Origin of the sequence: Edaphovirga cremea, assembly GCF_003332275.1 — a bacterium.
Lineage (GTDB): Bacteria > Pseudomonadota > Gammaproteobacteria > Enterobacterales > Enterobacteriaceae > Edaphovirga > Edaphovirga cremea.
The window spans coordinates 99134-121867 of record NZ_QOVA01000006.1; the positions used below are offsets into that span (position 1 = coordinate 99134).

Consider the following 22734-nt stretch of genomic DNA (forward strand, 5'->3'; position numbering starts at 1 on the left):
TCGTGGTGTTAAGAAGCACTACTCACTCTACTTATTCGTCGTCGTGTTCTTCGGTCACTATTTTCTCGATATAGACTAAATCGATACGATACTCCGACACTTCACGCACGATAAATCGAAGTTGATGCAGTTCAAAAACCTCACCCACTTCGGGCATCTGCCCCGCATGCGACAGCAGATAGCCTGCAAGGGATGCATAATCCGATGACGGACTGACCAGGCCGGTACAATTCAGGGCCTGCTCCAGGGAGTGCAAATCCGCCCCACCTTTTACCAGCCAACCTTTGCCGTCGGGGATAATATCGGGCGTTTCATCTTCATCCGGGAATTCACCCGCAATGGCTTCCAACACGTCCAATGGCGTAACCAACCCCTGAATAACGCCGAATTCATTGCTGACCACCACCAGTCGCCCTTTCGCCCTGCGCAATACTGCCAGCAAATTAATGACGTCCATGGTTTCCGGCACAATAATTGGCGGAGTCTGTTCAGCAAAAGCGACGATATCTTCGCCCCTTTCCAACGCCACCAGCAGGTCTTTTGCCCGCACCACACCGACGACGTCATCCAGTGAGGCGCGGCAGACAGGGAATAAACTGTGCGGCGTATCCAGCAATTGCAACCGAATCTCTTCCGGCGATCGATCGCTGTCGACCCAGGAAATTTCCGTGCGAGGTGTCATGATGCTGCGTAAAGTACGGGAAGCCAGCGTCAGCACACCGCTGATCATATAGCGCTCTTCTTCGGCAAAGGTCTCGTCATTTTTCTCATGTTGCTGACTTCCCTCATCTTCATTCGTCTGACGCGTTCCTCCCATCAGGCCAAGGATCGCCTGGGCTGTACGCGCACGTAACGGACGACGGGATTCATTCTTGAGAAAATTGCGTCGGGCAATCTGGTTGAACAGTTCTATCAGCACCGAGAAACCGATGGCCGCATACAGATAACCCTTCGGAATGTGGAAACCAAAGCCTTCAGCCACCAGGCTCAACCCGATCATCAGCAGGAAACTCAAACAGAGCACCACAACGGTCGGGTGTGCGTTAACAAAGCGAGTCAACGATTTGGACGCCAGTAACATGACCCCCATCGCGATCACCACCGCCGTCATCATCACCGCCAACTGATCCACCATCCCTACGGCAGTAATCACCGCATCGAGTGAGAACACCGCGTCGAGCACTACAATTTGCGCGACAACCGCCCAAAAGCTGGCATAACCCCGGTTGCTATCCCCATGTTCATCATGCCCTTCCAGCCGCTCATGTAATTCGGTGGTGGCTTTGAACAACAGGAAAAGTCCACCCAGCAATAAAATGAGATCGCGGCCTGAGAAACTGAAATTAGCGATGCTGAACAGTGGCGTTGTCAGACGCACCATCCACGATATTAATGACAGTAGGCCCAGCCTCATGATCAACGCCAGGGACAACCCGATGATACGCGCCTTATCTCTTTGTTTTGGCGGAAGTTTATCAGCAAGGATAGCAATAAATACCAGGTTGTCGATACCCAGTACGATTTCGAGCATGACCAGCGTGAGCAAACCGACCCAGATCGAGGGGTCCAGCAAAAATTCCATGTCAGACTCCGTTATATGAATAGGTTGTAGCAGAAATAATTGCCTTTTCAGACGCAGAAACGCGACGCCTGTGCAGCAATGTGCCAGCGATGAAAGAAAAATTGAGTGTGGTATACAGCGATGCGGTAACCAGAACATTGCACAAGCCAGTCAGGTTGCGCGATGGATTACCTGATGAAAAACAGCGACTTCGGTGACAGTCCATGGGGAGGGCTGAGGCCCTTTACTCCTTTGTTATTAATGAGGTAATTACTGTATCAGGATTTATTTCGCTTTCAAAGAGAGTTTTTTTTACGTCTGGCATGAATCTGTAACACTTTTGGCGTTTAATTCTGCAAACAATACCGCAACACATAAATTGACGCTTAATAACGGAGCCGGGTCACAAAATTTATTTTTTCACGCACTAAAATAAATAACATCAACGGGCGTGAACTGATGCATATTCCTGATTCAATTCATGAGATTTTTTGTTGATATACGGGTATTTCAAGGATGAATCTATTTTTCCCAACCATAATGAAGGTGACTGAGTTTTTCCCGCCGATACGGGAAAAATCCTCAGCCACTGTATTCATGTGCATTAACTCTTTTTCGGGTTAACAAAGGAGGTCGCGAGTGAGTATTGCTATCATCATCGGCACTCACGGGTGGGCAGCTGAACAGTTGCTTAAAACAGCGGAAATGATACTGGGTGAACAAAAGAACGTTGCCACTATCGAATTCGTTCCCGGCGAAAACGCTGAAACGCTTATTGAGAAATACAACGGCAAACTGACTGGGCTCGACACCGCGCAAGGGGTGCTGTTCCTGGTTGATACATGGGGAGGAAGTCCTTTTAATGCCGCCAGCCGTATTGTGGTGGATAAAGATAATTATGAGGTCGTCACTGGAGTTAACATTCCTATGCTGGCGGAAACCTTTATGGCGCGTGACGACAACCCCACGTTTGCGGAGTTGGTTGCCATTGCTGTAGAAACCGGCCGCGTTGGCGTCAAGGCACTCAAAACGCCAGACGTCGAGAGTGATAAGCCCGTGGCGCAACAGAGTACACCCGCGCCGAAAGCGGCTGTCGCCGCTAAACCTACCGGTCCTGAGGATCATATGAAGATCGGCCTTGCACGTATCGATGACCGCCTGATTCATGGTCAGGTCGCTACCCGCTGGACCAAAGAGACCAATGTAAACCGCATTATTGTGGTCAGTGATGAAGTTGCCGCCGACCACGTAAGGAAGACCCTGCTGACCCAGGTTGCACCTCCGGGAGTGACCGCCCACGTTGTTGACGTCGCGAAAGCCATTCGCGTCTACAACAATCCCAAATATGCCAATGACAAAGTGATGCTGCTTTTTACCAATCCGACCGATGTCGTTCGTCTGGTTGAGGACGGCGTAAATATCACTACGGTAAATATTGGGGGGATGGCATTCCGCCAGGGTAAAACGCAGGTGAACAATGCGGTATCCGTAGACGAGAAAGATATTGAAGCGTTTAAAAAGCTTGATGCGCGCGGAATTGAACTGGAAGTCCGTAAGGTTTCCAGCGACAGCAAACTTAAAATGATGGATTTGATCAGCAAATTAAATTAATCACTTATCGAAATAACGTGCTCTGGCAGGCAAGGCTCCCGCTGCCATGGATTCAGTTATTTTACTCAGGTCTACGCTCATAGGAGAAGTACAATGGAGATCACAACTCTTCAGATTGTGCTGGTTTTTATCGTTGCATGTATCGCCGGGATGGGTTCCATCCTGGATGAGTTCCAGTTCCACCGGCCATTGGTCGCCTGTACGCTGATCGGCGTTGTTTTGGGTGATATGAAAACCGGTATTATCATCGGCGGTACGCTGGAGATGATCGCTCTGGGTTGGATGAACATCGGTGCGGCAGTGGCACCCGATGCGGCTCTGGCCTCGATCATTTCTACCATTCTGGTTATTGCTGGCGGTCAGTCAATCGGTGCAGGTATTGCACTGGCGATCCCGCTGGCAGCTGCAGGCCAGGTTCTTACCATCATCGTTCGTACCATCACCGTGGCGTTCCAGCATGCCGCTGACAGTGCGGCTGAACGTGGGAGTTTGCGGGCCATTACCTGGATCCACATTTCAGCGTTAGTCCTGCAGGCAATGCGTATTGCTGTTCCGGCAGTGATCGTGGCTATCTCTGTGGGTACCAGCGTTGTCCACAACCTGCTCAGTTCGATTCCTGAAGTGGTCACCAATGGCCTGAACATCGCAGGTGGCATGATCGTTGTGGTTGGTTACGCGATGGTTATCAACATGATGCGTGCTGGCTACCTGATGCCATTCTTCTATCTGGGCTTCGTTACCGCTGCATTCACCAACTTCAACCTGGTTGCCTTGGGTGTGATTGGTGTCGTCATGGCCGTGTTGTACATCCAGCTTAGCCCGAAATACAACAAGTCTCAGGGTCAGGCAGTGTCAGCACCGGGTAGTAACGATCTCGATAACGAACTCGATTAGGAAAAGGTGAGAGAAATGGTAGATATCATTAAAGAGAAAAAACTCACGCCCGGAGATGTCCGTGAAGTGTTTCTGCGCTCGAACCTTTTCCAGGGCTCGTGGAACTTCGAACGTATGCAGGCTCTCGGCTTTTGTTTCTCGATGGTACCGGTGATCCGTCGCCTGTATCCTGAGAATAATGACGACCGTAAGCAGGCAATCAAACGCCATCTGGAATTCTTCAACACCCAACCTTACGTTGCAGCACCTGTGCTCGGCGTAACGATGGCAATGGAAGAAGAACGCGCCAATGGCGCACCTATCGACGACAGCGCCATCAACGGCCTGAAGGTCGGTTTGATGGGGCCGCTGGCCGGTGTGGGTGACCCGATTTTCTGGGGTACCGTACGTCCGGTATTTGCTGCTCTGGGTGCCGGTATCGCGATGGACGGCAGTCTGCTCGGTCCGTTGTTGTTCTTTGTTCTGTTTAACCTGGTTCGTTTGCTCACCCGTTATTACGGCGTGGCCTACGGCTACAAGAAAGGCGTCGATATCGTTAATGATATGGGCGGCGGTTTCTTGCAGAAAATGACGGAGGGTGCCTCGATTCTCGGTTTGTTTGTTATGGGGGCCTTGGTCAACAAGTGGACGCATGTGAATATTCCACTTGTGGTATCGAGGATAACCGACCAAACCGGGCACACCAATGTCACCACTGTCCAAACCATTCTTGATCAGTTGATGCCAGGATTGGTTCCGTTGCTGCTCACCTTTGGCTGTATGTGGCTGTTACGCCGCAAGGTCAACGCGTTGTGGATCATCATTGGATTCTTTGCGATAGGTATCTTCGGGTACTGGATTGGTGTACTGGGTCTGTAAGCGTGCCAGTTTCCGCCGGGGGCTTTGCTCCCGGCGTTTCTATTTCGGAGGGATGGATGTCTGTTACTGATGTTGCGATAGTGATTTTTATTGCCTGTATGCTGATGTATGCGATTTATGACGAGTTCATCATGGACAGGTTACAGGGAAAAACCCTGCTGCGAGTGAACCTGTTGCGTAAGAACAAGTTGGACTGCCTGATTTTTGTTGGGTTAATTGCCATACTGCTTTACAACAATATAACGTCTGACGGTACACAATTAACCAGCTATTTGTTGGTGTCTTTAGCGCTTATCGCTTTTTATATTTCATTTATTCGCTGGCCGAAATTACTCTTCAAAGCCAAAGGGTTTTTTTATGCCAATGCCTTTATTGCCTATGACCGGATGAAGAGTATAAATTTATCCGAGGACGGGGTTCTGGTCATACAATTAGAAAAGAGAAAATTACTTATCCATGTCCGTGACATCGACGACTTGCAAAAAATATATAATTTACTCATTGAAAATCAATGAATTAAGAAAATTTATGTTTATCCGCAATATCAGGATAGTTTTCATATCATGATTAATTCCACCGAAGAAAGAATCGATTTGCATATTATTTCCACAGCAATAATGTTGATTATTTCCTCGTTTTATAACGCACTCATCATAAATGAAAATAATTATCAATTGCATCCAATTATCCATAAGTTATTTGTTGTTGTCTGGAAGCGAAATATTATGATAAGGTTGCGCCGTCATTGGGGAGTAGCCGGTTTTTGAAGTAAATTTGCTTCAGAAACGCTCGTGTCAACATACTCGTTTCAGGTAGTGAAACGTGGTGCGAGCATCCAGTAAAGGTTGGCGAGACCATAGGCACGTTACTCTGCCGTAAGTTGGGGGCGGACTGCGTGTATATGGATCCACCCAACTGAGACTATTCCAATGATGAATTTATCTGCAACAGTCATTCTTGCTTTTGGCATGTCAATGGATGCATTTGCCGCGTCAATCGGTAAAGGTGCCACACTACACAAACCTCGTTTCCGTGAAGCTTTCCGCACCGGTCTTATTTTTGGCGTAATTGAAGCCATTACCCCGCTGATTGGCTGGGCAATCGGGCTATTCGCCAGCCAATACATCATGTCCTGGGATCACTGGGTTGCCTTTACCCTGTTGTTTATCCTTGGCGTGAGAATGATCGTCGAAGGTTGTCGCGGTCGCATCGACGATCAACCAAAAGTCCGTAGCCACAGTTTCGTCGTTCTGGCAACAACCGCGGTCGCCACCAGTCTGGATGCGATGGCAATCGGCGTTGGCCTGGCCTTTCTACAAGTGAATATCATTCACACCGCTATGGCAATCGGTCTGGCAACCATGATTATGGCCACACTGGGCATGCTGATTGGCCGTTTTATCGGCCCGTTACTGGGTAAGCGCGCCGAAATAGCCGGTGGCGTCGTATTAATCGGGATTGGTTTCAATATTCTTGCAGAACATCTGGGATATCTGGCCTGATACCCCAGTGCCATTATCAATCAGGCTGACGTTGATGCAGCCTGATCACAAAATCGGTTTCACACCTGAACTCACTCATCTCGCCTAAACGCTGGCGTGTTGCCTCGCTGGCTCGCCAGGCAAATGGCGTCATCTGCAGCAAATCCAGCGCCTGTAACCCCGTGAGTTGCATCTCATAGCTCAGCGTTTGGGTCTCAAGCACGGTAAAAACCTCAAGTTTTTCGTCTGCTTCGGGGTGCAATTGCACCTCCTGGTAGATTTCCTGCTTGAGCTGGAACAGATGGCGTGGAGCCGGTGCGACAGTCAAGAGATAGCCCAGGGGTTTGACCGTTCGCGCCAGTTCCTGTGCCTTGCAGGGGGCATAAATACGCAAAACGGCATCCAGGGAACGATCGGCGAAAGGCAAGCGATGGCTCGACGCCACACAGAAATTGATCTGCTGATAGCGCCGTGCCGCATAACGTATGGCAACTTTGGCAACATCCAATCCAAAAACCTGTACCGGCCTGGCCTTCTGCACGCGATCCGCCACCGCCGCGGTGTAATACCCTTCCCCACAGCCAATATCCAGCAGGTTTTCAGCCGTCACCGGCAGAACCCGATCCAGTATCGCCGCCACCTCATGCTGTAAAGGTTGATAGTGGCCCGCATCAAGGAAAGCCCGCCGCGCCTGCATCATTTCTGTGCTGTCACCGGGTTGTTTGGAGTGTTTATGCTGGACGGGCATCAGATTCACATAGCCTTCTTTGGCGCAATCAAACTGGTGGTTATTGATGCAGCGCCAAAAATTGTTCTGCTGCCCCAGCGGCGTATGGCAAAGAGGACATTGGTAAGACATGTTCATTTCCGCAATAAAAGTGGCGAGAAAGCGCCAGCGACAATGCGGCGTAGTCTAATGAAGCCCTTCTCACCTTGCAACGCCCACAGGGGTAGAATGGACATAGTGACGGGATCTTGCCTACACTGTTTTACCCTTCATTACGCGAACATTATCTATGACTGATGAATCCCCTCTTCTGAGCAGCATCCCATCCCTTCGCTATGGATTTGGCGATAAACGATCGCTAATGCCCGCTTCCCTGAGTGAATATCGCCACACGCTAGCAGAAAAAAAGCAGGTTCATGGTACCCGCATTGTCGAGGTCACTCATCCCGGTCAGATTTGCGCAGATGCTGACGGTTTTTATACCCGCCAGTCGGGCATTTTGTTGGCCGTTCTGACTGCCGATTGCCTGCCCATTCTTTTCTCCCGACGCGACGGAAAATGCATCGGCGTGGTACATGCGGGGTGGCGGGGTTTGCTGGACGGCATTATCGAAAGGATGGCCGATCAGATTAATCATTACGATTCTACGGCGGACTGGGTCGTATCGATAGGCCCAGCAGCACGCAGTTGCTGTTATCAGGTGAGTGAAGAACTGGTCGATACTTTTCTGCAAACGTTACCCGATATTCCCCCTGAGGTAATTTCACCGCGCGAACGGCATCTGGACTTATCCGCCGTTGCCGTCCACAAGATTCGGCAGTTGGGGTTTTATGACGTTGATATTGCTGGGCATTGTACAATTTGCACCCTGAGCGGAGAGCCTGAAAACGGGCCTCGTTTCAAATACACCAGCTTCAGACGCAACAGCCACCGGCAAAAACAAGATCCAATGCACCCTGGGATCCGTGGACGCAATCAATATTCTGGTCTGGTGATACACCAGCCATAACGATTCCCGACAGACAAAAACAAAAAAACCCGCACTCAGGCGGGTTTTTTACAGCTGACGCTGCTTAGATTGCAGTTACGTTAACTGCAGACGGGCCTTTCTGGCCGTCTTGGATTTCGAACTCAACGTTCTGGCCTTCAGCCAGGGTTTTGAAGCCGTTACCCTGGATTGCAGAGAAGTGTACGAACACATCTTTGCTGCCGTCAGCAGGAGTGATGAAACCAAAACCTTTAGACTCGTTGAACCACTTAACTTGACCTTTAATCTTTGCCATCTTGAGTATTTCCTTTGGATTGTTTAAATCGCCCGTAGGCGGTTACATAGACAAACTAGAGTCGTTACTGCTTGAGGCACTAAGATAAGGATCGGCAGAGAAGCGGTATTCAACGCTAACGTCTTTACTCAGAACTTCTTTACTGAAAATGCCACACATATACAGAACTGTACCTCGTTTTACCCAGATGCGTTATCACACACTCTGATATTAATGGCAAGCCATTTTTAATCAGTGATGGACACGTCGCACATATTTGAAACGGTTAAACGCTACGGCCATGCCCTTACGCTAAAATAAGTTGATAGCCATGCAATTTTCTGCTCTGTATTTCACGCTCTGGTCGCACAGCACAACCGGTATAACCTTGAACGTACAACAGCAATAACAACTCTCAATTGATTATTGATCATTTAGTTGCCAGAGATAAGAGCAAAATCGACTTTATGATGAATTATTATGGAATTTGATATGCTTACTGATGCACTGCATGGCACGTAAACGCAAAAACGACTCTGGCTCAAGGTTTTCCGCGCCCTTGAGGGAGATCATATCTTCTTGATAAAAGCCTACTTAGACTGTCGTGACTCACTGGACACCGCAAGAACCGCTTCTGCCTGGGCTCTGGGATGGGCAGAAATTGCCCCCTTGATAACCTCTTTATTGAGTCGACTGCAGACAGAAGTGGTCATCTTCAGTTGCGAGTACCTTGCGCATTCATCAGCGACTCACGCTGAAATAAAATCGCCGCTCATCAACGATTAAGCTACTTTCTCCTAACATTTTTTGCAGACAGCGGCACCAGACATCACTGGAAAGAATGTTCACTTTTCACAACTTGTTATCCAGGATCTTTGACTGGTTATGCAGTAAGCACTAATAACTATCTCCCTGCCTTGGTGCGACTCCGCCTTTAAACTTATGTTTCTGCACTGGGGTTGTGCATCGAATTAATAACAGACGAGGTGTTGTAACAAGTATAGCGAGTGGTTTCACGAGAACAGATTCCACGCAAGGTGATGATGGTCATTCTTTAGTATTTTCAGAATTTTACTTAGGCAGGAAAAGAATAAATTTCACAAATCATCGAACTCTAAATATTATTTTTCACTTTCTTTAGTCATATTTTATAAATAACTTTCATCTTCATGCCATGCTCTGTGGATTGTTAAAAATTTTCACCAAGTTCTCTGTTCTTTGAGCAGGCTTGTCCGATACCTATAACGCGCCCTTGGCCGGCTCCTCGCCTGAGCCGCAGTTCACATGGCCTCGAGCGTCGCCCGTCAGTCAATGCCCCTACCATTCATAGGGAAAAATATTGTTCTTTTACGCCCTTTTTATTGGTTTCAATGATATTAATTATCATTCAGTGGCAAATCAGGCAGGATTCCGGTGATTCAAGGGGGATAACGACGTGATGGATTGCGCTGTAAAGTGAAATTACACCTGAGTCATCTCCACTTCCCATCGCGGCGAGCACCATTTATCGCTGGCGAAATACGTCAGCGATAAATGATTTTAAAAGATGATACGTTCACCAATTTTAACTGCACAGAAATCATGAGCGCTGATATTTTGCTGCTCAAGGGCCTCCAGTAATATTTCTGGTGGTTCATCAAGCGACTCATCCGCCAATTCAAACACTCCCCAATGAATAGGAATCGCACGGCGACATTTAAGCTCTGTGAAGAACAATGCCGACTGCTGGGGATCCATATGTTGCGGGCCCATGAACCATCTTGGTGCATAGGCACCGATCGGCAAAGCGGCTATATCAAAAGGGCCAAGGCGCTGGCCGATCTCCGCCAACTGCTCAGAATACCCACTATCTCCCGAGAAATAGAACCGCAAATTTGGGTGAGTCATCACCCAACCACACCAGAGAGAGCGATTTTTGTCCCAAGGCGTGCGCATGCTCCAGTGACGTGCTGGAACACAGTGGAATGACAGATCGCCCAGTCTCGCCTCATTCCACCAGTCAAGTTCTTCCACATAACGTGCGCCGTGCCGTTCAAGCCAACGCTTCAATCCCAACGGAACCAGAAAAATAATGTTCGGGAAGCGGGCGATCAACTTCCTGATCGTGGTCTTGTCGAGATGGTCATAATGATTATGGGAGAGCATCACATAATCGATTTGCGGAAAATCATCGACGTCAGCAGCAACCGGCGTTTTACGGCGTGGCCCATAGAAAGAGAAAGGCGATGCACGCTCTGAGAGTGCAGGATCGGTAAGAATATAGAAACCCTCAACCCGCACTAACAGGCAGGCATGACCCAACCACCATACAGCGTCCTGCTCGCCGCTGAAGTCCGGGCGTTGCCACCACTGCTCGATGAATGCCTGATACCCCTGCTGGGGCGGTTTGGGCAGGCCCTGTTGTTTACGCTCTTGCTGCCAGCGCTTGAAGTCCCCTTCCCTACGCACAACAGGTTCCGGGTTCTGGAAACCATGCGGGGTATGATGCGCTTTACTGGCATCATAGAACTCATTCTTATAGACCATAGATTCCCCGGCTTTGGTTACTATCTTACAACGTTATTGAGCAATATTTGGGCATACCAATACTTTGGCTATCGACCTCTAAACACAGCTATATAACTAACGCTAATTGCGCTTTTGCGCAGCAAGAAAAAGTTAAGCCAATGTTACGGTCTTTACAAAACGAGGGAATACCGTAATGCGCCGTTTGCGCCAACAAAACCGGCAGCGTCAAGCGCTGCCTCTCAGGTGTAGGATAGGACGGAAAACGGATAGCGTCGACACTCCCGGGAGGTCGCCTTGCAGGGACGAGGATTAGCGCTCGGGGATCAGATCCTGGAAATTAAACGCAGGATCTTTTGAATCAGGATCAGCCAGTGACTTCCCGCGTGCATGGTCAACAAGCGCGCTGAGTAATTCAGTCTGGCGCCGCTGTTGATCCGCAATTTCTTGCAGTAAACGGATCTGTTCATTGGCCCTGACACTCGCCCGGTTCACCACAAACCAGACCAGCAGAAAAAGAAGCGCAGTCAGCAGAGACACCAGCAGTGAAGCCATACCCACTGCACCCATACCAAAATCAAACATTGACAACCCTACTGCTTAAAAAACCAGGCCGCTATCTTAACATTCCGCCGCGCCAGGTGAACAGCCCTTGATCTTTCCACGCTCGCGGTTTCCGTTAAAACGGAATAAATGAGGTAATGGCACAGACACCCTGGGTGAAATTCCCGCCCTGATCGCAATAGCTGTTCAGCGCCAGCAGGTAAAACACCATGCAGGCGGCGACAACAGCGACGACGGTCAATACTTTCTTTAGCCTCACAACGTTAGGTCCCACTCGATTATCGCTATAACCGACCATATTACGCGGATTAACTTAAACAGGGGTTTAACTGGTTGTCGATAAAGGTCCCCAATCGCTAGGATTGGGTAAACTTCAGATCAATCAATGCAATGGCTTTTTCTATTGCCCTTTTTGTGACCGGATCGGCAGCAGCAGGATTCCTGGTGAAGTCGATACTCTTGAGCTGGTGCGACATTTTATCGCGCACTTCTGTCGGTGCGATGACATCGATAACGTCAAGAATTTGCTTGATGACTAACTGGCACGCGACCAGGTCTGAGGCAATCTCTTGCTCTTGCGTCAGCATATCTGCCATGGGACTATCCTCTCGTAAACACGTTTTGAAAAAACGCGCAGAGAATAGCATGTAAGTGCGCGTAGCTAACACCCCCCTGCGACGTCAAGTACGAAAGGGCTAAAACCAGAAAACCCGCCTTAGCGGGTTTTCTGGTACTTATCTATGCAGTTCTTTCGCCAGTGTAATTTATTTCGCCCATATAATTTATTTTGCAAATGCAATTTATTTTGCCAGTGTAACCACCAGCCAGGCTACAGCACACCAGAACGCCAAACAACTCAAGATGACATACGACAAAGGTGACTGAAATATATACATAACTACCTCGAATACACTACTGAGTTCAAGTATCTCTCACAACGAGATTAGGATAAATCTTACACTAAATGCTCAAAAAAAGGGTGACAAAAATCAACTATTCCTCTAATAGGCACAAACTATTGTTGTTTTTTGCCAATGAAGTCACAATTTAATTACAAAAATGCAACAATTATGTTTCTGAGTGTTTCTACAATAGCGATAATCCTATTTTTAAGTGAGTAAGTACCAGGCAGAATTACCCTAAATGCGCATAACGACTAGGCTTGGTAAGAAGAAGAGTAGGAATAAAGCCATAGTCGATAGGATGCCGGCAACACGTCAAGTTGAGGGAAACATGTACGCTTTAGTACTTTCTATTTGTTATCTGGGTGGCAGTTGTGACGAACTGATCATCGATGCGTTCCATACAGAACTCCAATGTTTGGCGGCGATGGACGAGCAGCGCTTACGCCATGCGGCCTGTTATCCGATTGAAGATTTCATCGACAGCTATTGGACCCCTGCCCATGAAAATGCCGATTTTTGAAAATTGACAGATCGCATAACTTGGGAGAGAAACCTCAAGGATCTGGTGGGGGTTGACTGGAACGCGATAGCAGGTAAGTTACAGCAGACACATTGAATATAATTTAGACAACCCGAGGTGATGTATGAAGTTCTCGGACAAAGAAATTCAGCCGTTATGGGATGAGGTTGCCAGGATTATTGGCGATTGCGTGATGCAGATGCGCCATGAAGGTCATGCTATCAATACTGAATCGCTGGTGAGCCAGTTAGAGTATCAACTGGTTCAGTCGCAGGAAACGGAGCGCCGGATCCTGCTCGGCGCAGCGATCAATATGATGAAAGGCAGTCAAAAGAGCCGATGTAACTGAAGCACCTCGCCGATTGGCGATCTTTTATTCAGGAATGACGATCTCTGGCGTTTTAAGACACTTTTCTAACAAAAGATAGGTCTTACCCTCCACAAAGAGATAGCTGTTGACGACCATCCAATGCACCGTCGCGTCGAAATCAGACATCAGTTCCCTTGCCTCCCAGGGGGCATCCTCAATGGTATCGCCCTGTCCATTGACAAAAAAGTAGTCGTAGTTTGGTACTGTCACAAAAATACTGCTCGGTTCGGCTTTGCTATCCACGCGATCGATTTGCCACTCTCGTGTCTCCTCACCCAAATACCCCTTGACGAATGCGCCATTGAGGGTTTCTACCGCATTGAATTCTATAGATTGCGGTAAAGCCGCTATCAGTGATTGTCGAATGACCCGATAAAAAACGAAGAACGTCGTCATTTGCTGTATGTCCTAAAGATTCAGTAAAAAAGTGAGATTGGCGTAGGGATCTGAACGAAAGTGCTTCGCTTATTATAGTTCAGACTATTTGGTTAAAAATGAGAATCGGTGGAAAACTCTTTTTGCGAGATAGCGAATCGAAATCACACCTTCCCTGCAAACCGGGCAGGTTTGTTTTTCATTCGCTTACGTGCAAGCAAAAATCGACCATTCTCAGGTTTTTTCCTAAAACACCTATCGCGCTCTTAAAAAGTTCGTTTTTAAGAAAGGCATAATCTATTATGACGACCATCTCGGTGTGTAATGCCTTACGAGGTAAGTCTATGCAAGGTACGATTATAATCAAGGAGGAAATCTTTCCCGGTGGAATCTGTATTTATGTCCTCTCTTTTGGTCATCTTGGTCATTATGTTTTTACAGAGATGACAACCAGGAATTTCAATATAGGGGATATATTCGAATATACGCAAAATCAGTGGTGGGTGAATACGGTAAAACCCATCATGTTAAAAGACTTTCATCTAATAACCAGAAAAAGGGTCAGTCGGGTAATAAAGAAATTAAAGAACACTGCGCAAAAGAAATATATATCTCTCTGATACCGCTTGAAAACAGCAAGTATTTACATTAAATACACTCTCCAACACTTCAACTTAATAACATTATTCCTATCGGTTTAATGTTATTAATCTTTTACTTACCCTGCCTAATGGTTAGCATACAAACCACTTTATCGCCACGCTCAGTTTATAACCATGTTTACTTCAAATCTTAAACTCGTTTTTGCCGAAATAGCCTATGTGCAAGAAGTAGCATATCAACACGCAAAAAATGACCCTCCGCAAGTAGATAAGCCATCTACGCTTTTGTAAACCCGCGATAAAAAATCAGGTCACTATTCCTACTCTGCTGCACTGACACCGAAAACAGAGCAGCCAAATAACGTCCAGAGGATGTCCAGCATGAGTCAGCAAGATTCTGTCAGCCCTTTTATTACCCAGATAGAAGATGTCTATCAATTAAGCACCACCCTGCGGGATGCCGGCTACCACTCCGTTTTCGATGTGGTTCGCGTACCGCGTAAGCAGTTCATCAATCAACATACCGATCAATTCGGAGACAACACGGCGGCGGTGTACGAACTCGCGACGGGCTTCGCAACACAAATCAGTCGCCTGTACCGTGAAAACGAATCTTCAAACCGCGCCCAGAACAAGCCGGTCTTCCAATCAGGCTTGCAATCTTTGCAACAAAGTGGCCCAACCTGGCTGGGGCTGTTCGATGACAACTGGGCGGCATTCTGCCTGGCCAGTTCCCCTGAAGCCAACGACTCGCCCGTGTCCTACCTCACCTGGCTATACAATGAGGCTCTGGGTTATGAGAGTACGATGAAAACAGCGGGTGGTACGGGCATGATCACCCTTGCCGAACGCCGCCCGGATCTCGCCACTCTCAAGCTGGATGACAACGCCATCAATCAGGTGATCCCCTCATTGCAATTGGTGAATGAGGTACTGGAAAACGTGATTAAGGCAGATATCGCTACCACCACGACGTTGGACAAAACGCTGGCGATTACCCGCTACCCGAATCTGCTGCCCTACCACTACGCGCATGAACAAACCATTCTGTCTTTGGATGATTGCTACCAATCGCTGCGCGACGTGATTTCACAGGTGGATGACAGTTGGCCCTATTTTATCCAACCGTCATTATCCATTGGCAACAGTGGAATTGCGCTGGAGTTGGGGAGTAATTTAGCCCCTGAGCAGCAGACCATTGTTACTGAAGCGGATAACTCAGAAGCCTCAGATTTGACAGATTTCTATACTGAAAACTTTGGTATTACCGCAACAGACTATAACGCACTGGCTGAATTGGATGTATTTGCCCAAGCAACAGGTTTATCGGCACCCCAGGTAGAACAACTGCTAAGTACCAATGCGGGCGGCAGTCTGGCGATTCAGTCACTGAATTACTTGCCTACAGCGACTCCACCAGCCACGCCTATTGCCGTTGATCCCTCGGTATACGGTTCGGTGTTTGTGAATGATGGCCTGACGCCAGCAATAAGCATCATTACTACTCATCAGTCAAAAGAGCAGGACTGTGGCCAGAATCCCGTAACTGACGCCTCTTACGATAGTCCGTTGTTGTTTCCGGCTACAGCCTCAACCACTCATCCCCCAGCAAGTAAACCAGGTCTATTCGGGCAAAGTCTTGCTCTTTATAATGTCGCCAATAGCTATGCTTATGTAGATGCAACGAGTAATGCGGCTGCCACAATGAATGGTGATGCCCATGACTTTAGTTTGGGTTTTTGGATGAAATTTTCACATTTGTCCAGTGATAATGAGATTCCATTGTTTGCCAACTCTGATATTAACGGTCAAACCGGTACATTCTGTTGCACATTGAAGACTAACGGCAATATTTATCTTCTATGCCAAGATATCCTTGGGTCATGGACAAGTACTAAATCGGCAGATGTACTTTCGACTAATATCTGGTATTACATTGCATTCACTTGGGATAAGGATTTAAAATTAGCCACCCTCTATTACGGTACTAGAACAAGCGAACTGAAAAATATTAATATTGATTTCGCGACAGATGGTTCAGGTGATCCAACCGGTTCAATGGCAACGGCAACAGATATAGGATATACCTGGGTGTTCAATGACGCGGGTAATTTTGAATATTATGGATCCCAATACAAGACACCAAAGATTCTTGTTGAAACACAATATGATGATATTATTGTTGCTTGGAGTTGCCTAAAGGAAGAGGAGGTAGCAGCTATAATTAGCTCTGACTTCCCGGCAGATGGAAGCAAATATGAGCACTATTATCCTCTTAATCGAGATAACATTTCGCTAACCAATCTCTCCGATTCTCGTATGGATCGCATCAACAGAATAACACGCCTACAGCGCTGGCTTGAACTGCCTTACGATCAGGTAGATAAATTACTGACCTATCCGCTGGCGAATTATATTCCGGATTCCTGTCCAACGGCAAATCCATTCGTACTTGAAAATAATCCAACAGTTTCAAGTAATAGTATGTTTGATGGTGCAATTACTTTTGATAGCACAGCCGCACAATGGGCATATATCAATAACGACATTTCAAAATCGACTACACCTGACTGGTCGGTCAGTATGTGGATAAATATTCAATCAGCTGACTCCTCCTCAGGAGCTTTGGTATTAGTATCTTATGGTGAATCGCACTTATCTCTCCTAGGTAATTCATTGCAATTTGTCCTTAGGAGCGGAAGTATGGACTTCGCAACTTTGTCGGCTAATACCTGGTACCATCTATTATATTCATTCCATGTAGAGTCTATTTATTATTGTTGCTATGTTGGTTGTGCCGATAGTACAGGAGAAATAATCGCAAGCCTGTATACTGATGGCATGTCGGGTCAGGTTGGGGATACTTTATCTTTTAATTGTTCTTACGATGGCTCTGAGCCAACAGCAGGTTATATCGTCTCTTATGATGATATAACCCTATGGAACTATGGATTCTCGCAAGAAGAAGGGGATGCCCTACTTGCTAATATTCAGCCTGCATGTGGAAAAAGTGACATGCTGCATTATTATCCTTTGGATAAAATGTATAATGATGTCAGCAGCATACGATTAAAAACCCTCGGCGTATTCCAACACTTCCAGCAAAAATACAATATCAATGCCTATGAATTCTCTGCGGCAATCAATGAAATCACCCCTTACGCCATTGCACCTAACGTGCCGTTTTTGGATCAACTATTTAATTCGCCGTCATTGTTTGAAACACCCTTTACCATTACCAATACAGACTTCACTTATACGTTGACGACAGCGACGGAAGTCGATGCCCGTATCGTCAAACAAATTTGTGCAGGGCTAGATATCAGCGAAGCGCAGTTCCTGTTACTGGCTAATCTTATCTACAGCAAACAGCCCGGCACCAACGCCAATCAACTATCCTGTTCACTGGCGGTTATTTCAACATTCTACCGTCTGGTGATGCTGCCACGCTGGCTGGGGCTGTCGTTTTCAGAAGGTTTATCGCTGTTTTCGATCATTGGTAATGGCTCGGCATTAAGTTCGCTGGTGGCTGTGCCTGTGATTTCTGCACTGGATGATTCAGGATTAGCTGCACCAGGGGATATTCTGTCAATTCTGATGGCCGCCAGCGATGCCGCTGACTGGCTGAGGCAGCACGGTTTATCCGCCAGCAAGATCTACGGTTTGCTGTAAAATGGCAATAAAGTCAGCATTGCCACCAACGCTGAAGTTAACTTTATTAATGATATCAACCAGCAAATTCCGGCGTCGTTATTAACCGAAGCGATGTTTGAAAACTGCGGCGTGCCTAACTTTGCGAAGGACGGCACGCCAATTATATGGATAGATACGCTTAAAAGTCTGGTTGACTCATATGGATTAGTCATTGACACGGCAGTCACGCTGGCGGATATCACCAAGGCGGTAACGATTGCCATCACAGGCATCACCTTTGCTGATCTCTGGACTCAACCCGAAATCGCCGACATCCTTGCCAATCTGATCTACCAGTCCCAGGTCTCACAGTCAGGTATTGCCACCAGCGCGCTGGCCAAAGCCCTGGGTGTCAATCATTCACTGACCGTATTCCTGCTGCCCTGGGCAGGTTACAGCACTTACGATCTGCTCAACCAGAGCTGGGCACTGAGCCCAACAATCCAGGGTACGGCCCTCACCACCGAAACTATTCCGGCAAATTACCTGCAACTGCTCTACCAGGTGGCGCGGCGTGCAATCATCACCAACGAGTTTACGCTTTCACCAGCGATGCTAAGCCTGTATCTCGCTAACCCGACCTGGTTTGGCGTGCCGGATACCAGCATTAGCTTGCAGATGTTTTACGAGTTCAGTCGTTATAGCGACTGGCTGAAACTGGCGCCGAAAGAAGATGCTGTTCTGGCTTACCTGAGTTGGGTGAACTCAACCACGGCAACAGTAACGGCAACCACCGCGGCAGAAGCACTGGCTGCGCTACTCGATTGGGACTCAAACGAAGTAACACTGGCTGCCGCCCATGCTGTTTCTACCGGTATTGCCATTACGTTGGCCCACGTCGACATCATCATGCGGCTGCAAACCCTGTCAGAAAAAACCGGGCTTTCAGTCACCCCGTTGATCAACACCGGTACGCTGACACCAACGAACAGTACGGCAGAGACAACCTCGACGTATGACGCCTGGCAACAGGTCGGGGAATCATTTGTTGCTACGCAGGGTGGGTAAATAATGATACCGATCCTGGCGAGTGATAATCGCCAACAATAAATACGCGTAAATAACCGTAAATAAAACGATTGAGATAACGAGTTTTCCATCTATTGATGCGATGGGAACTCTTTACCCTCTCAGACGCTCAACGCCTTGAGGAAGTTAAAGATGACTCAGCAAAACACCGTCAGCCCTTTTATTAGTCGGATTGAAGATGTCTATCAATTAAATACCGACCTTAGCAATTCAGGCTATCAATCTGTATTTGATGTAATCCATGTACCACGCAAGCAATTTATCAAGAAGCATAAAAGAGAATTTGGGAAATATAGCGAATCGGTTTATGACCTGGCCAATGGCTTTGCGACGCAAATCCGCCGAAAATTCCGTAAAAGCGAATTAAGCACCGCCGTGCCATTTAACGGCGCAAGTAATGCTCGCTTGCAAGGCTTACAGAAAAACGGTCCGACCTGGTTGGGGCTATTTGACGACAATTGGGCGTCATATTGCCTGAGCAGTTCACCCGAGGCCAACGACTCACCGGTCTCCTATCTCAGTTGGCTGTATAAACAGGCGTTGGATTATGAAACTGATATGGATACAGCCCCCATTATCAAGCTCGCCACCCGTCGCCCGGACCTCGCCACGCTTTGGTTGGACGACGATGCCATCAATCAGGTGATCCCTTCACTGCAACTGGTGAATGAGATACTGGAAGACGTGATTCAGACAGATATCGCTTCCGATTCAACGGTTGATGAAACGCTGGCCATTACCCGCTACCCCAATCTGCTGCCCTACCATTATCCGCATGAGCAAACCACCCTGGCGCTGGATAATTGCGACGAGTCACTGCTGGGTGTTATTTCCCAGGTTGATACCGCATGGCCGTATTTTATTCACCCCTTATTGGCGCTGGGTAACAGTGAAAATGCTCTGGAAGTGGGGAGTAATCTGGCTCCTGAGCAGCAGATTATTCTGACTGAAGTAGATAACGCCAAGTCCTCAGATTTGACCGATTTTTATAAAGACAACTTTGGTATTACCGCAACAGACTATAACGCACTGGCTGAATTGGCTGTATTTGTCCCAGCAACAGGTTTACCGGTACCCCAGGTAGAACAACTGCTCAGTGCCAACGCGGGCGGCAGTCTGGCGATTCAATCGCAGAACTATTTGCCACCAGCAACGCCATCAGAAATACCAATAACCGTTGATCCCAGTGTTTATGGAGCAGTGTTTGTGAATGAAGCTTCAATACCTTCAATAGGCATTGACACAACAACGCCAAAAACGCTGACTCATCTCTCCGATTCCCGTCTGGATCGAATCAACAGAATAACGCGCCTACAGCGCTGGCTGGAACTGCCTTATGATCAGGTGGATAAATTACTGACCTATCCAATTGCGAAAGATTATACTCCGGATTCCTGTCCAACGGCAAATCCATTCGTACTTAAAAATAACCCAACAGTTTCAACTGATAGTATGTTTGGTCGTGCAATTACTTTTAATAGCACAGCCGCACAATGGGCATATATTAATAACGACATTTCAAAATCAACCACACCTGAGTGGTCTGTCAGTATGTGGATAAATATTCAATCGACTGACTCCCCCGAAAATATGTTGACATTAGTATCTTATGGTGGGTCTCAGTTATATCTTCAATATAATAAATTAAATCTTATCGCGGGTAACGTATCTTTGGGATTAGGAGGTTTGTCGAATGATACCTGGTATCATCTGGTATTTACATTTCATCAGGAAAATTCTTTTTATTATTGCTATGCTGGTTGTGCCGATAGGAATGGAGGAAGAATCAGCAGCGAGTATACTATTGTGGAACCAAATCAAGTTGGGAATACTTTATCTTTTAATTGTTCTTACGGTGGATCTGAGCCACCAGTAGGTTATAGCATCTCTTATGACGACATAACCCTATGGAACTATGGACTAAATGAAGGAGAGGGGAACGCTCTGCTTGCTAATACTCAGCCTGCGTGTGGAAAAAGTGATATGCTGCATTATTATCCCATGGATACAATTTATAATGAAGTCGACAGCATACCATTAAAAACCCTCGGCATATTCCAATACTTCCAGCAAAAATACAATATCTATGCCTATGAATTTTCTGCGTTGATTAATGAAATCACCCCTTACGCCATTGCACCTAACGTGCCTTTTTTGGATCAGGTATTTAATTCGCCGTCATTGTTTGAAACGCCATTTACCATTACCAACAGCGATTTCACATATACAGACGTAACGGAAGTCAATACGCGTATCGTCAAACAAATTTGTGCGGGATTACAAATCAGCGAAGCACAATTCCTGCTGTTGGCAAAATTAATCGATACTGACAAAACCGGTAAATTGACTTGCTCTTTGGATATTGTCTCACGCTTCTACCGTCTGGTGATGCTGCCACGCTGGCTGGGGCTGTCATTTACTGATGGTTTGTCGCTGCTGTCAATTATTGGAGATGGACGAGCATTAAAAACGCTGGCCGCTGCACCGGTCATTTCTGCACTGGATGATTCAGGATTACCCGCACCAGGCGATATTCTGTCAATTCTGATGGCCGCCAGTGATGCCGCTGACTGGCTGAGGCAGCACAGTTTATCGGCCAGTAAAACCTATGCCTTGTTGCAGGACGGCAGTAAAGTCAATATTGCGACTAACGCTGAAGTTAACTTTATTAATGATATCAACCAGCAAATTCCGGCGTCGTTATTAACCGAAGCGATGTTTGAAAACTGTGGTGTGCCAAACTTTGCGAAGGATGGCACGCCAATTATATGGACAGATACGCTTAAAAGTCTGGTTGATTCATATGGATTAGTCATTGACACGGCAGTCACACTGGCGGATATCACCAAGGCGGTAACGACTGCCATCACAGGCATCATCTTTGCTGATCTCTGGACTCAACCCGAAATCGCCGACATCCTCGCCAATCTTATCTACCAGACCCAGGTCTCACAATCGGGTATTGCCACCAGCGCGCTGGCCAAAGCCCTGGGTGTTGATCATTCATTGCCCGCATTCCTGCTGCCTTGGGCAGGTTCCAGCACTTACGATCTGCTCAACCAGAGTTGGGCACTGAGCCCCACAATCCTGGGTACGGCCATCACCACCGAAACTATTCCGGCAAACTACCTGCAACTGCTCTATCAGGTCGCCCGGCGCTCGGCTATCGTCAAAGAGTTTGCATTGACACCGGCCATGCTAAGCCTGTATCTCGCTAACCCGACCTGGTTTGGCGTGCCGGATACCAGCATCAGTTTACCGATGTTTTACGCGTTCAGCCGCTATTGCGACTGGTTGAAACTGACGCCGAAAGAAGATGCGGTACTGGCTTACCTGAGTTGGGTGAACTCAGCCACGGCAACGACCAAAGCCACCGTGGCAAGTGCGGCGACTGCACTGGCCGCCCTGCTCGATTGGGACGCAAGCGAAGTCACGCTGGCCACCGCGCATGCCAACCCAACGACACAAATCGCCGTCACGCTGGCGCACGTTGATACCGTGATGCGACTGCAAAAGCTGTCTGACAAAACCGGGGTTTCGGCTGCGTCATTGATCGATGCCGGGGCGCTGACACCGGCGACCGAACCGGCTTCGACCGCATCAGCTTACGCGGACTGGCAGCCAGTCGGGGAATCGTTTATCGCCGCACAAGCAGGCTGATGAAATACACGCAAGCTGGCGAATGAGATTCGCCAGCAATAAATTGCCATAAAGAACAGCAAGAATACCGATCGAGATAATGAATTCCCGCCTTTTTGCACGTCAGGGATTTTATTA

Annotated in this window: 20 protein-coding genes and 1 riboswitch; of the genes, 11 read left to right on the forward strand and 9 right to left on the reverse strand. The window is 47.6% G+C overall.

Annotation, left to right across the window (positions count from 1 at the left end; translation table 11 throughout):
- Window positions 1–31: 31 nt before the first annotated feature.
- Entirely contained in the window at window positions 32–1582 is a 1551-nt protein-coding gene (locus tag DRI82_RS10680) for a TerC family protein (RefSeq protein WP_114193485.1), read from the reverse strand.
- A gap of 618 nt (window positions 1583–2200) precedes the next feature.
- On the opposite strand from DRI82_RS10680, the gene manX reads away from it, so the two are divergent.
- From manX to mntP, 5 genes are all read left to right on the forward strand, one after another.
- Window positions 2201–3172: a PTS mannose transporter subunit IIAB gene (gene manX, locus DRI82_RS10685; protein WP_114193486.1), complete on the forward strand. Its 972-nt coding sequence runs from the start codon at window positions 2201–2203 to the stop codon at window positions 3170–3172.
- 93 nt (window positions 3173–3265) lie between these two features.
- Complete coding sequence (locus DRI82_RS10690) at window positions 3266–4066, forward strand: PTS mannose/fructose/sorbose transporter subunit IIC (RefSeq protein WP_114193487.1); 801 nt, start codon at window positions 3266–3268, stop codon at window positions 4064–4066.
- A 15-nt stretch (window positions 4067–4081) separates the two neighbouring features.
- Window positions 4082–4924: a PTS mannose transporter subunit IID gene (locus DRI82_RS10695; protein ID WP_114193488.1), complete on the forward strand. Its 843-nt coding sequence runs from the start codon at window positions 4082–4084 to the stop codon at window positions 4922–4924.
- Between the two features lie 56 nt (window positions 4925–4980).
- Complete coding sequence (locus tag DRI82_RS10700) at window positions 4981–5439, forward strand: DUF986 family protein (RefSeq protein WP_114193489.1); 459 nt, start codon at window positions 4981–4983, stop codon at window positions 5437–5439.
- A gap of 220 nt (window positions 5440–5659) precedes the next feature.
- Window positions 5660–5843, forward strand: a riboswitch (yybP-ykoY riboswitch).
- 13 nt (window positions 5844–5856) lie between these two features.
- Window positions 5857–6426 carry a manganese efflux pump MntP gene (gene mntP / locus DRI82_RS10710; RefSeq protein ID WP_114193693.1) on the forward strand — a complete coding sequence of 190 codons (570 nt, stop codon included), beginning with the start codon at window positions 5857–5859 and terminating at the stop codon, window positions 6424–6426.
- Between the two features lie 16 nt (window positions 6427–6442).
- On the opposite strand, the gene rlmA is transcribed toward mntP, so the two are convergent.
- Window positions 6443–7264: a 23S rRNA (guanine(745)-N(1))-methyltransferase gene (gene rlmA / locus DRI82_RS10715; protein WP_114193491.1), complete on the reverse strand. Its 822-nt coding sequence runs from the start codon at window positions 7262–7264 to the stop codon at window positions 6443–6445.
- A gap of 157 nt (window positions 7265–7421) precedes the next feature.
- On the opposite strand from rlmA, the gene pgeF reads away from it, so the two are divergent.
- Window positions 7422–8141, forward strand: a complete 720-nt coding sequence (pgeF, locus tag DRI82_RS10720; protein ID WP_114193492.1) for a peptidoglycan editing factor PgeF — start codon at window positions 7422–7424, stop codon at window positions 8139–8141.
- 64 nt (window positions 8142–8205) lie between these two features.
- Here pgeF and cspE read toward each other — a convergent pair whose 3' ends face one another.
- The 6 genes from cspE to DRI82_RS10750 all read right to left on the reverse strand — a co-directional run bounded on the left by cspE (window position 8206) and on the right by DRI82_RS10750 (window position 12059).
- Window positions 8206–8415: a transcription antiterminator/RNA stability regulator CspE gene (gene cspE, locus DRI82_RS10725; protein ID WP_002221949.1), complete on the reverse strand. Its 210-nt coding sequence runs from the start codon at window positions 8413–8415 to the stop codon at window positions 8206–8208.
- A 42-nt stretch (window positions 8416–8457) separates the two neighbouring features.
- Window positions 8458–8574: a DUF2627 domain-containing protein gene (locus DRI82_RS10730; protein ID WP_002211058.1), complete on the reverse strand. Its 117-nt coding sequence runs from the start codon at window positions 8572–8574 to the stop codon at window positions 8458–8460.
- A gap of 1359 nt (window positions 8575–9933) precedes the next feature.
- Window positions 9934–10920, reverse strand: coding sequence for an MBL fold metallo-hydrolase (locus DRI82_RS10735; protein ID WP_114193493.1), 987 nt, complete (start codon window positions 10918–10920; stop codon window positions 9934–9936).
- 291 nt (window positions 10921–11211) lie between these two features.
- A complete protein-coding gene (locus DRI82_RS10740; protein WP_114193494.1) occupies window positions 11212–11484 on the reverse strand; it encodes a YebO family protein in 273 nt (90 codons plus the stop codon).
- Window positions 11485–11578: 94 nt separating this feature from the next.
- Complete coding sequence (gene mgrB / locus DRI82_RS10745) at window positions 11579–11704, reverse strand: PhoP/PhoQ regulatory lipoprotein MgrB (RefSeq protein ID WP_462677104.1); 126 nt, start codon at window positions 11702–11704, stop codon at window positions 11579–11581.
- A 115-nt stretch (window positions 11705–11819) separates the two neighbouring features.
- Entirely contained in the window at window positions 11820–12059 is a 240-nt protein-coding gene (locus DRI82_RS10750; RefSeq protein ID WP_114193496.1) for a DUF2766 family protein, read from the reverse strand.
- 637 nt (window positions 12060–12696) lie between these two features.
- Between DRI82_RS10750 and DRI82_RS10755 the strand changes: the two genes are divergently transcribed.
- Window positions 12697–12888 carry a YdfD/YebW family protein gene (locus tag DRI82_RS10755; protein ID WP_114193497.1) on the forward strand — a complete coding sequence of 64 codons (192 nt, stop codon included), beginning with the start codon at window positions 12697–12699 and terminating at the stop codon, window positions 12886–12888.
- Between the two features lie 124 nt (window positions 12889–13012).
- The gene (locus DRI82_RS10760; protein ID WP_114193498.1) at window positions 13013–13237 is read left to right on the forward strand and encodes a DUF2767 family protein; all 225 of its coding nucleotides are present in this window, start codon (window positions 13013–13015) and stop codon (window positions 13235–13237) included.
- A 24-nt stretch (window positions 13238–13261) separates the two neighbouring features.
- Here DRI82_RS10760 and DRI82_RS10765 read toward each other — a convergent pair whose 3' ends face one another.
- Window positions 13262–13654 (reverse strand): hypothetical protein, encoded by a 393-nt coding sequence (locus tag DRI82_RS10765; RefSeq protein ID WP_114193499.1) that lies wholly within the window; start codon window positions 13652–13654, stop codon window positions 13262–13264.
- Between the two features lie 962 nt (window positions 13655–14616).
- Between DRI82_RS10765 and DRI82_RS10775 the strand changes: the two genes are divergently transcribed.
- From DRI82_RS10775 to DRI82_RS10785, 3 genes are all read left to right on the forward strand, one after another.
- On the forward strand, window positions 14617–17907 hold the full coding sequence (locus DRI82_RS10775; protein ID WP_170138696.1) for a Tc toxin subunit A: 3291 nt from the start codon (window positions 14617–14619) through the stop codon (window positions 17905–17907).
- Window positions 17908–18000: 93 nt separating this feature from the next.
- Window positions 18001–18936, forward strand: coding sequence for a hypothetical protein (locus DRI82_RS10780; protein ID WP_114193502.1), 936 nt, complete (start codon window positions 18001–18003; stop codon window positions 18934–18936).
- A 153-nt stretch (window positions 18937–19089) separates the two neighbouring features.
- Entirely contained in the window at window positions 19090–22617 is a 3528-nt protein-coding gene (locus tag DRI82_RS10785; protein WP_114193503.1) for a Tc toxin subunit A, read from the forward strand.
- Window positions 22618–22734: the final 117 nt, after the last annotated feature.

What these genes read in the sequence shown, in the direction of transcription:
- DRI82_RS10760 (WP_114193498.1), top strand. Translation starts at nt 13,013, where the DNA reads ATGAAGTTCTCGGACAAAGAAATTCAGCCGTTATGGGATGAGGTTGCC.
- DRI82_RS10690 (WP_114193487.1), top strand. Translation starts at nt 3,266, where the DNA reads ATGGAGATCACAACTCTTCAGATTGTGCTGGTTTTTATCGTTGCATGT.
- DRI82_RS10740 (WP_114193494.1), bottom strand. Translation starts at nt 11,484, where the DNA reads ATGTTTGATTTTGGTATGGGTGCAGTGGGTATGGCTTCACTGCTGGTG.
- DRI82_RS10730 (WP_002211058.1), bottom strand. Translation starts at nt 8,574, where the DNA reads ATGTGTGGCATTTTCAGTAAAGAAGTTCTGAGTAAAGACGTTAGCGTT.
- cspE (WP_002221949.1), bottom strand. Translation starts at nt 8,415, where the DNA reads ATGGCAAAGATTAAAGGTCAAGTTAAGTGGTTCAACGAGTCTAAAGGT.
- DRI82_RS10755 (WP_114193497.1), top strand. Translation starts at nt 12,697, where the DNA reads ATGTACGCTTTAGTACTTTCTATTTGTTATCTGGGTGGCAGTTGTGAC.
- pgeF (WP_114193492.1), top strand. Translation starts at nt 7,422, where the DNA reads ATGACTGATGAATCCCCTCTTCTGAGCAGCATCCCATCCCTTCGCTAT.
- DRI82_RS10785 (WP_114193503.1), top strand. Translation starts at nt 19,090, where the DNA reads ATGACTCAGCAAAACACCGTCAGCCCTTTTATTAGTCGGATTGAAGAT.
- DRI82_RS10735 (WP_114193493.1), bottom strand. Translation starts at nt 10,920, where the DNA reads ATGGTCTATAAGAATGAGTTCTATGATGCCAGTAAAGCGCATCATACC.
- DRI82_RS10700 (WP_114193489.1), top strand. Translation starts at nt 4,981, where the DNA reads ATGTCTGTTACTGATGTTGCGATAGTGATTTTTATTGCCTGTATGCTG.
- mntP (WP_114193693.1), top strand. Translation starts at nt 5,857, where the DNA reads ATGAATTTATCTGCAACAGTCATTCTTGCTTTTGGCATGTCAATGGAT.
- DRI82_RS10780 (WP_114193502.1), top strand. Translation starts at nt 18,001, where the DNA reads ATGTTTGAAAACTGCGGCGTGCCTAACTTTGCGAAGGACGGCACGCCA.
- DRI82_RS10775 (WP_170138696.1), top strand. Translation starts at nt 14,617, where the DNA reads ATGAGTCAGCAAGATTCTGTCAGCCCTTTTATTACCCAGATAGAAGAT.
- rlmA (WP_114193491.1), bottom strand. Translation starts at nt 7,264, where the DNA reads ATGTCTTACCAATGTCCTCTTTGCCATACGCCGCTGGGGCAGCAGAAC.
- DRI82_RS10695 (WP_114193488.1), top strand. Translation starts at nt 4,082, where the DNA reads ATGGTAGATATCATTAAAGAGAAAAAACTCACGCCCGGAGATGTCCGT.
- DRI82_RS10680 (WP_114193485.1), bottom strand. Translation starts at nt 1,582, where the DNA reads ATGGAATTTTTGCTGGACCCCTCGATCTGGGTCGGTTTGCTCACGCTG.
- DRI82_RS10750 (WP_114193496.1), bottom strand. Translation starts at nt 12,059, where the DNA reads ATGGCAGATATGCTGACGCAAGAGCAAGAGATTGCCTCAGACCTGGTC.
- DRI82_RS10765 (WP_114193499.1), bottom strand. Translation starts at nt 13,654, where the DNA reads ATGACGACGTTCTTCGTTTTTTATCGGGTCATTCGACAATCACTGATA.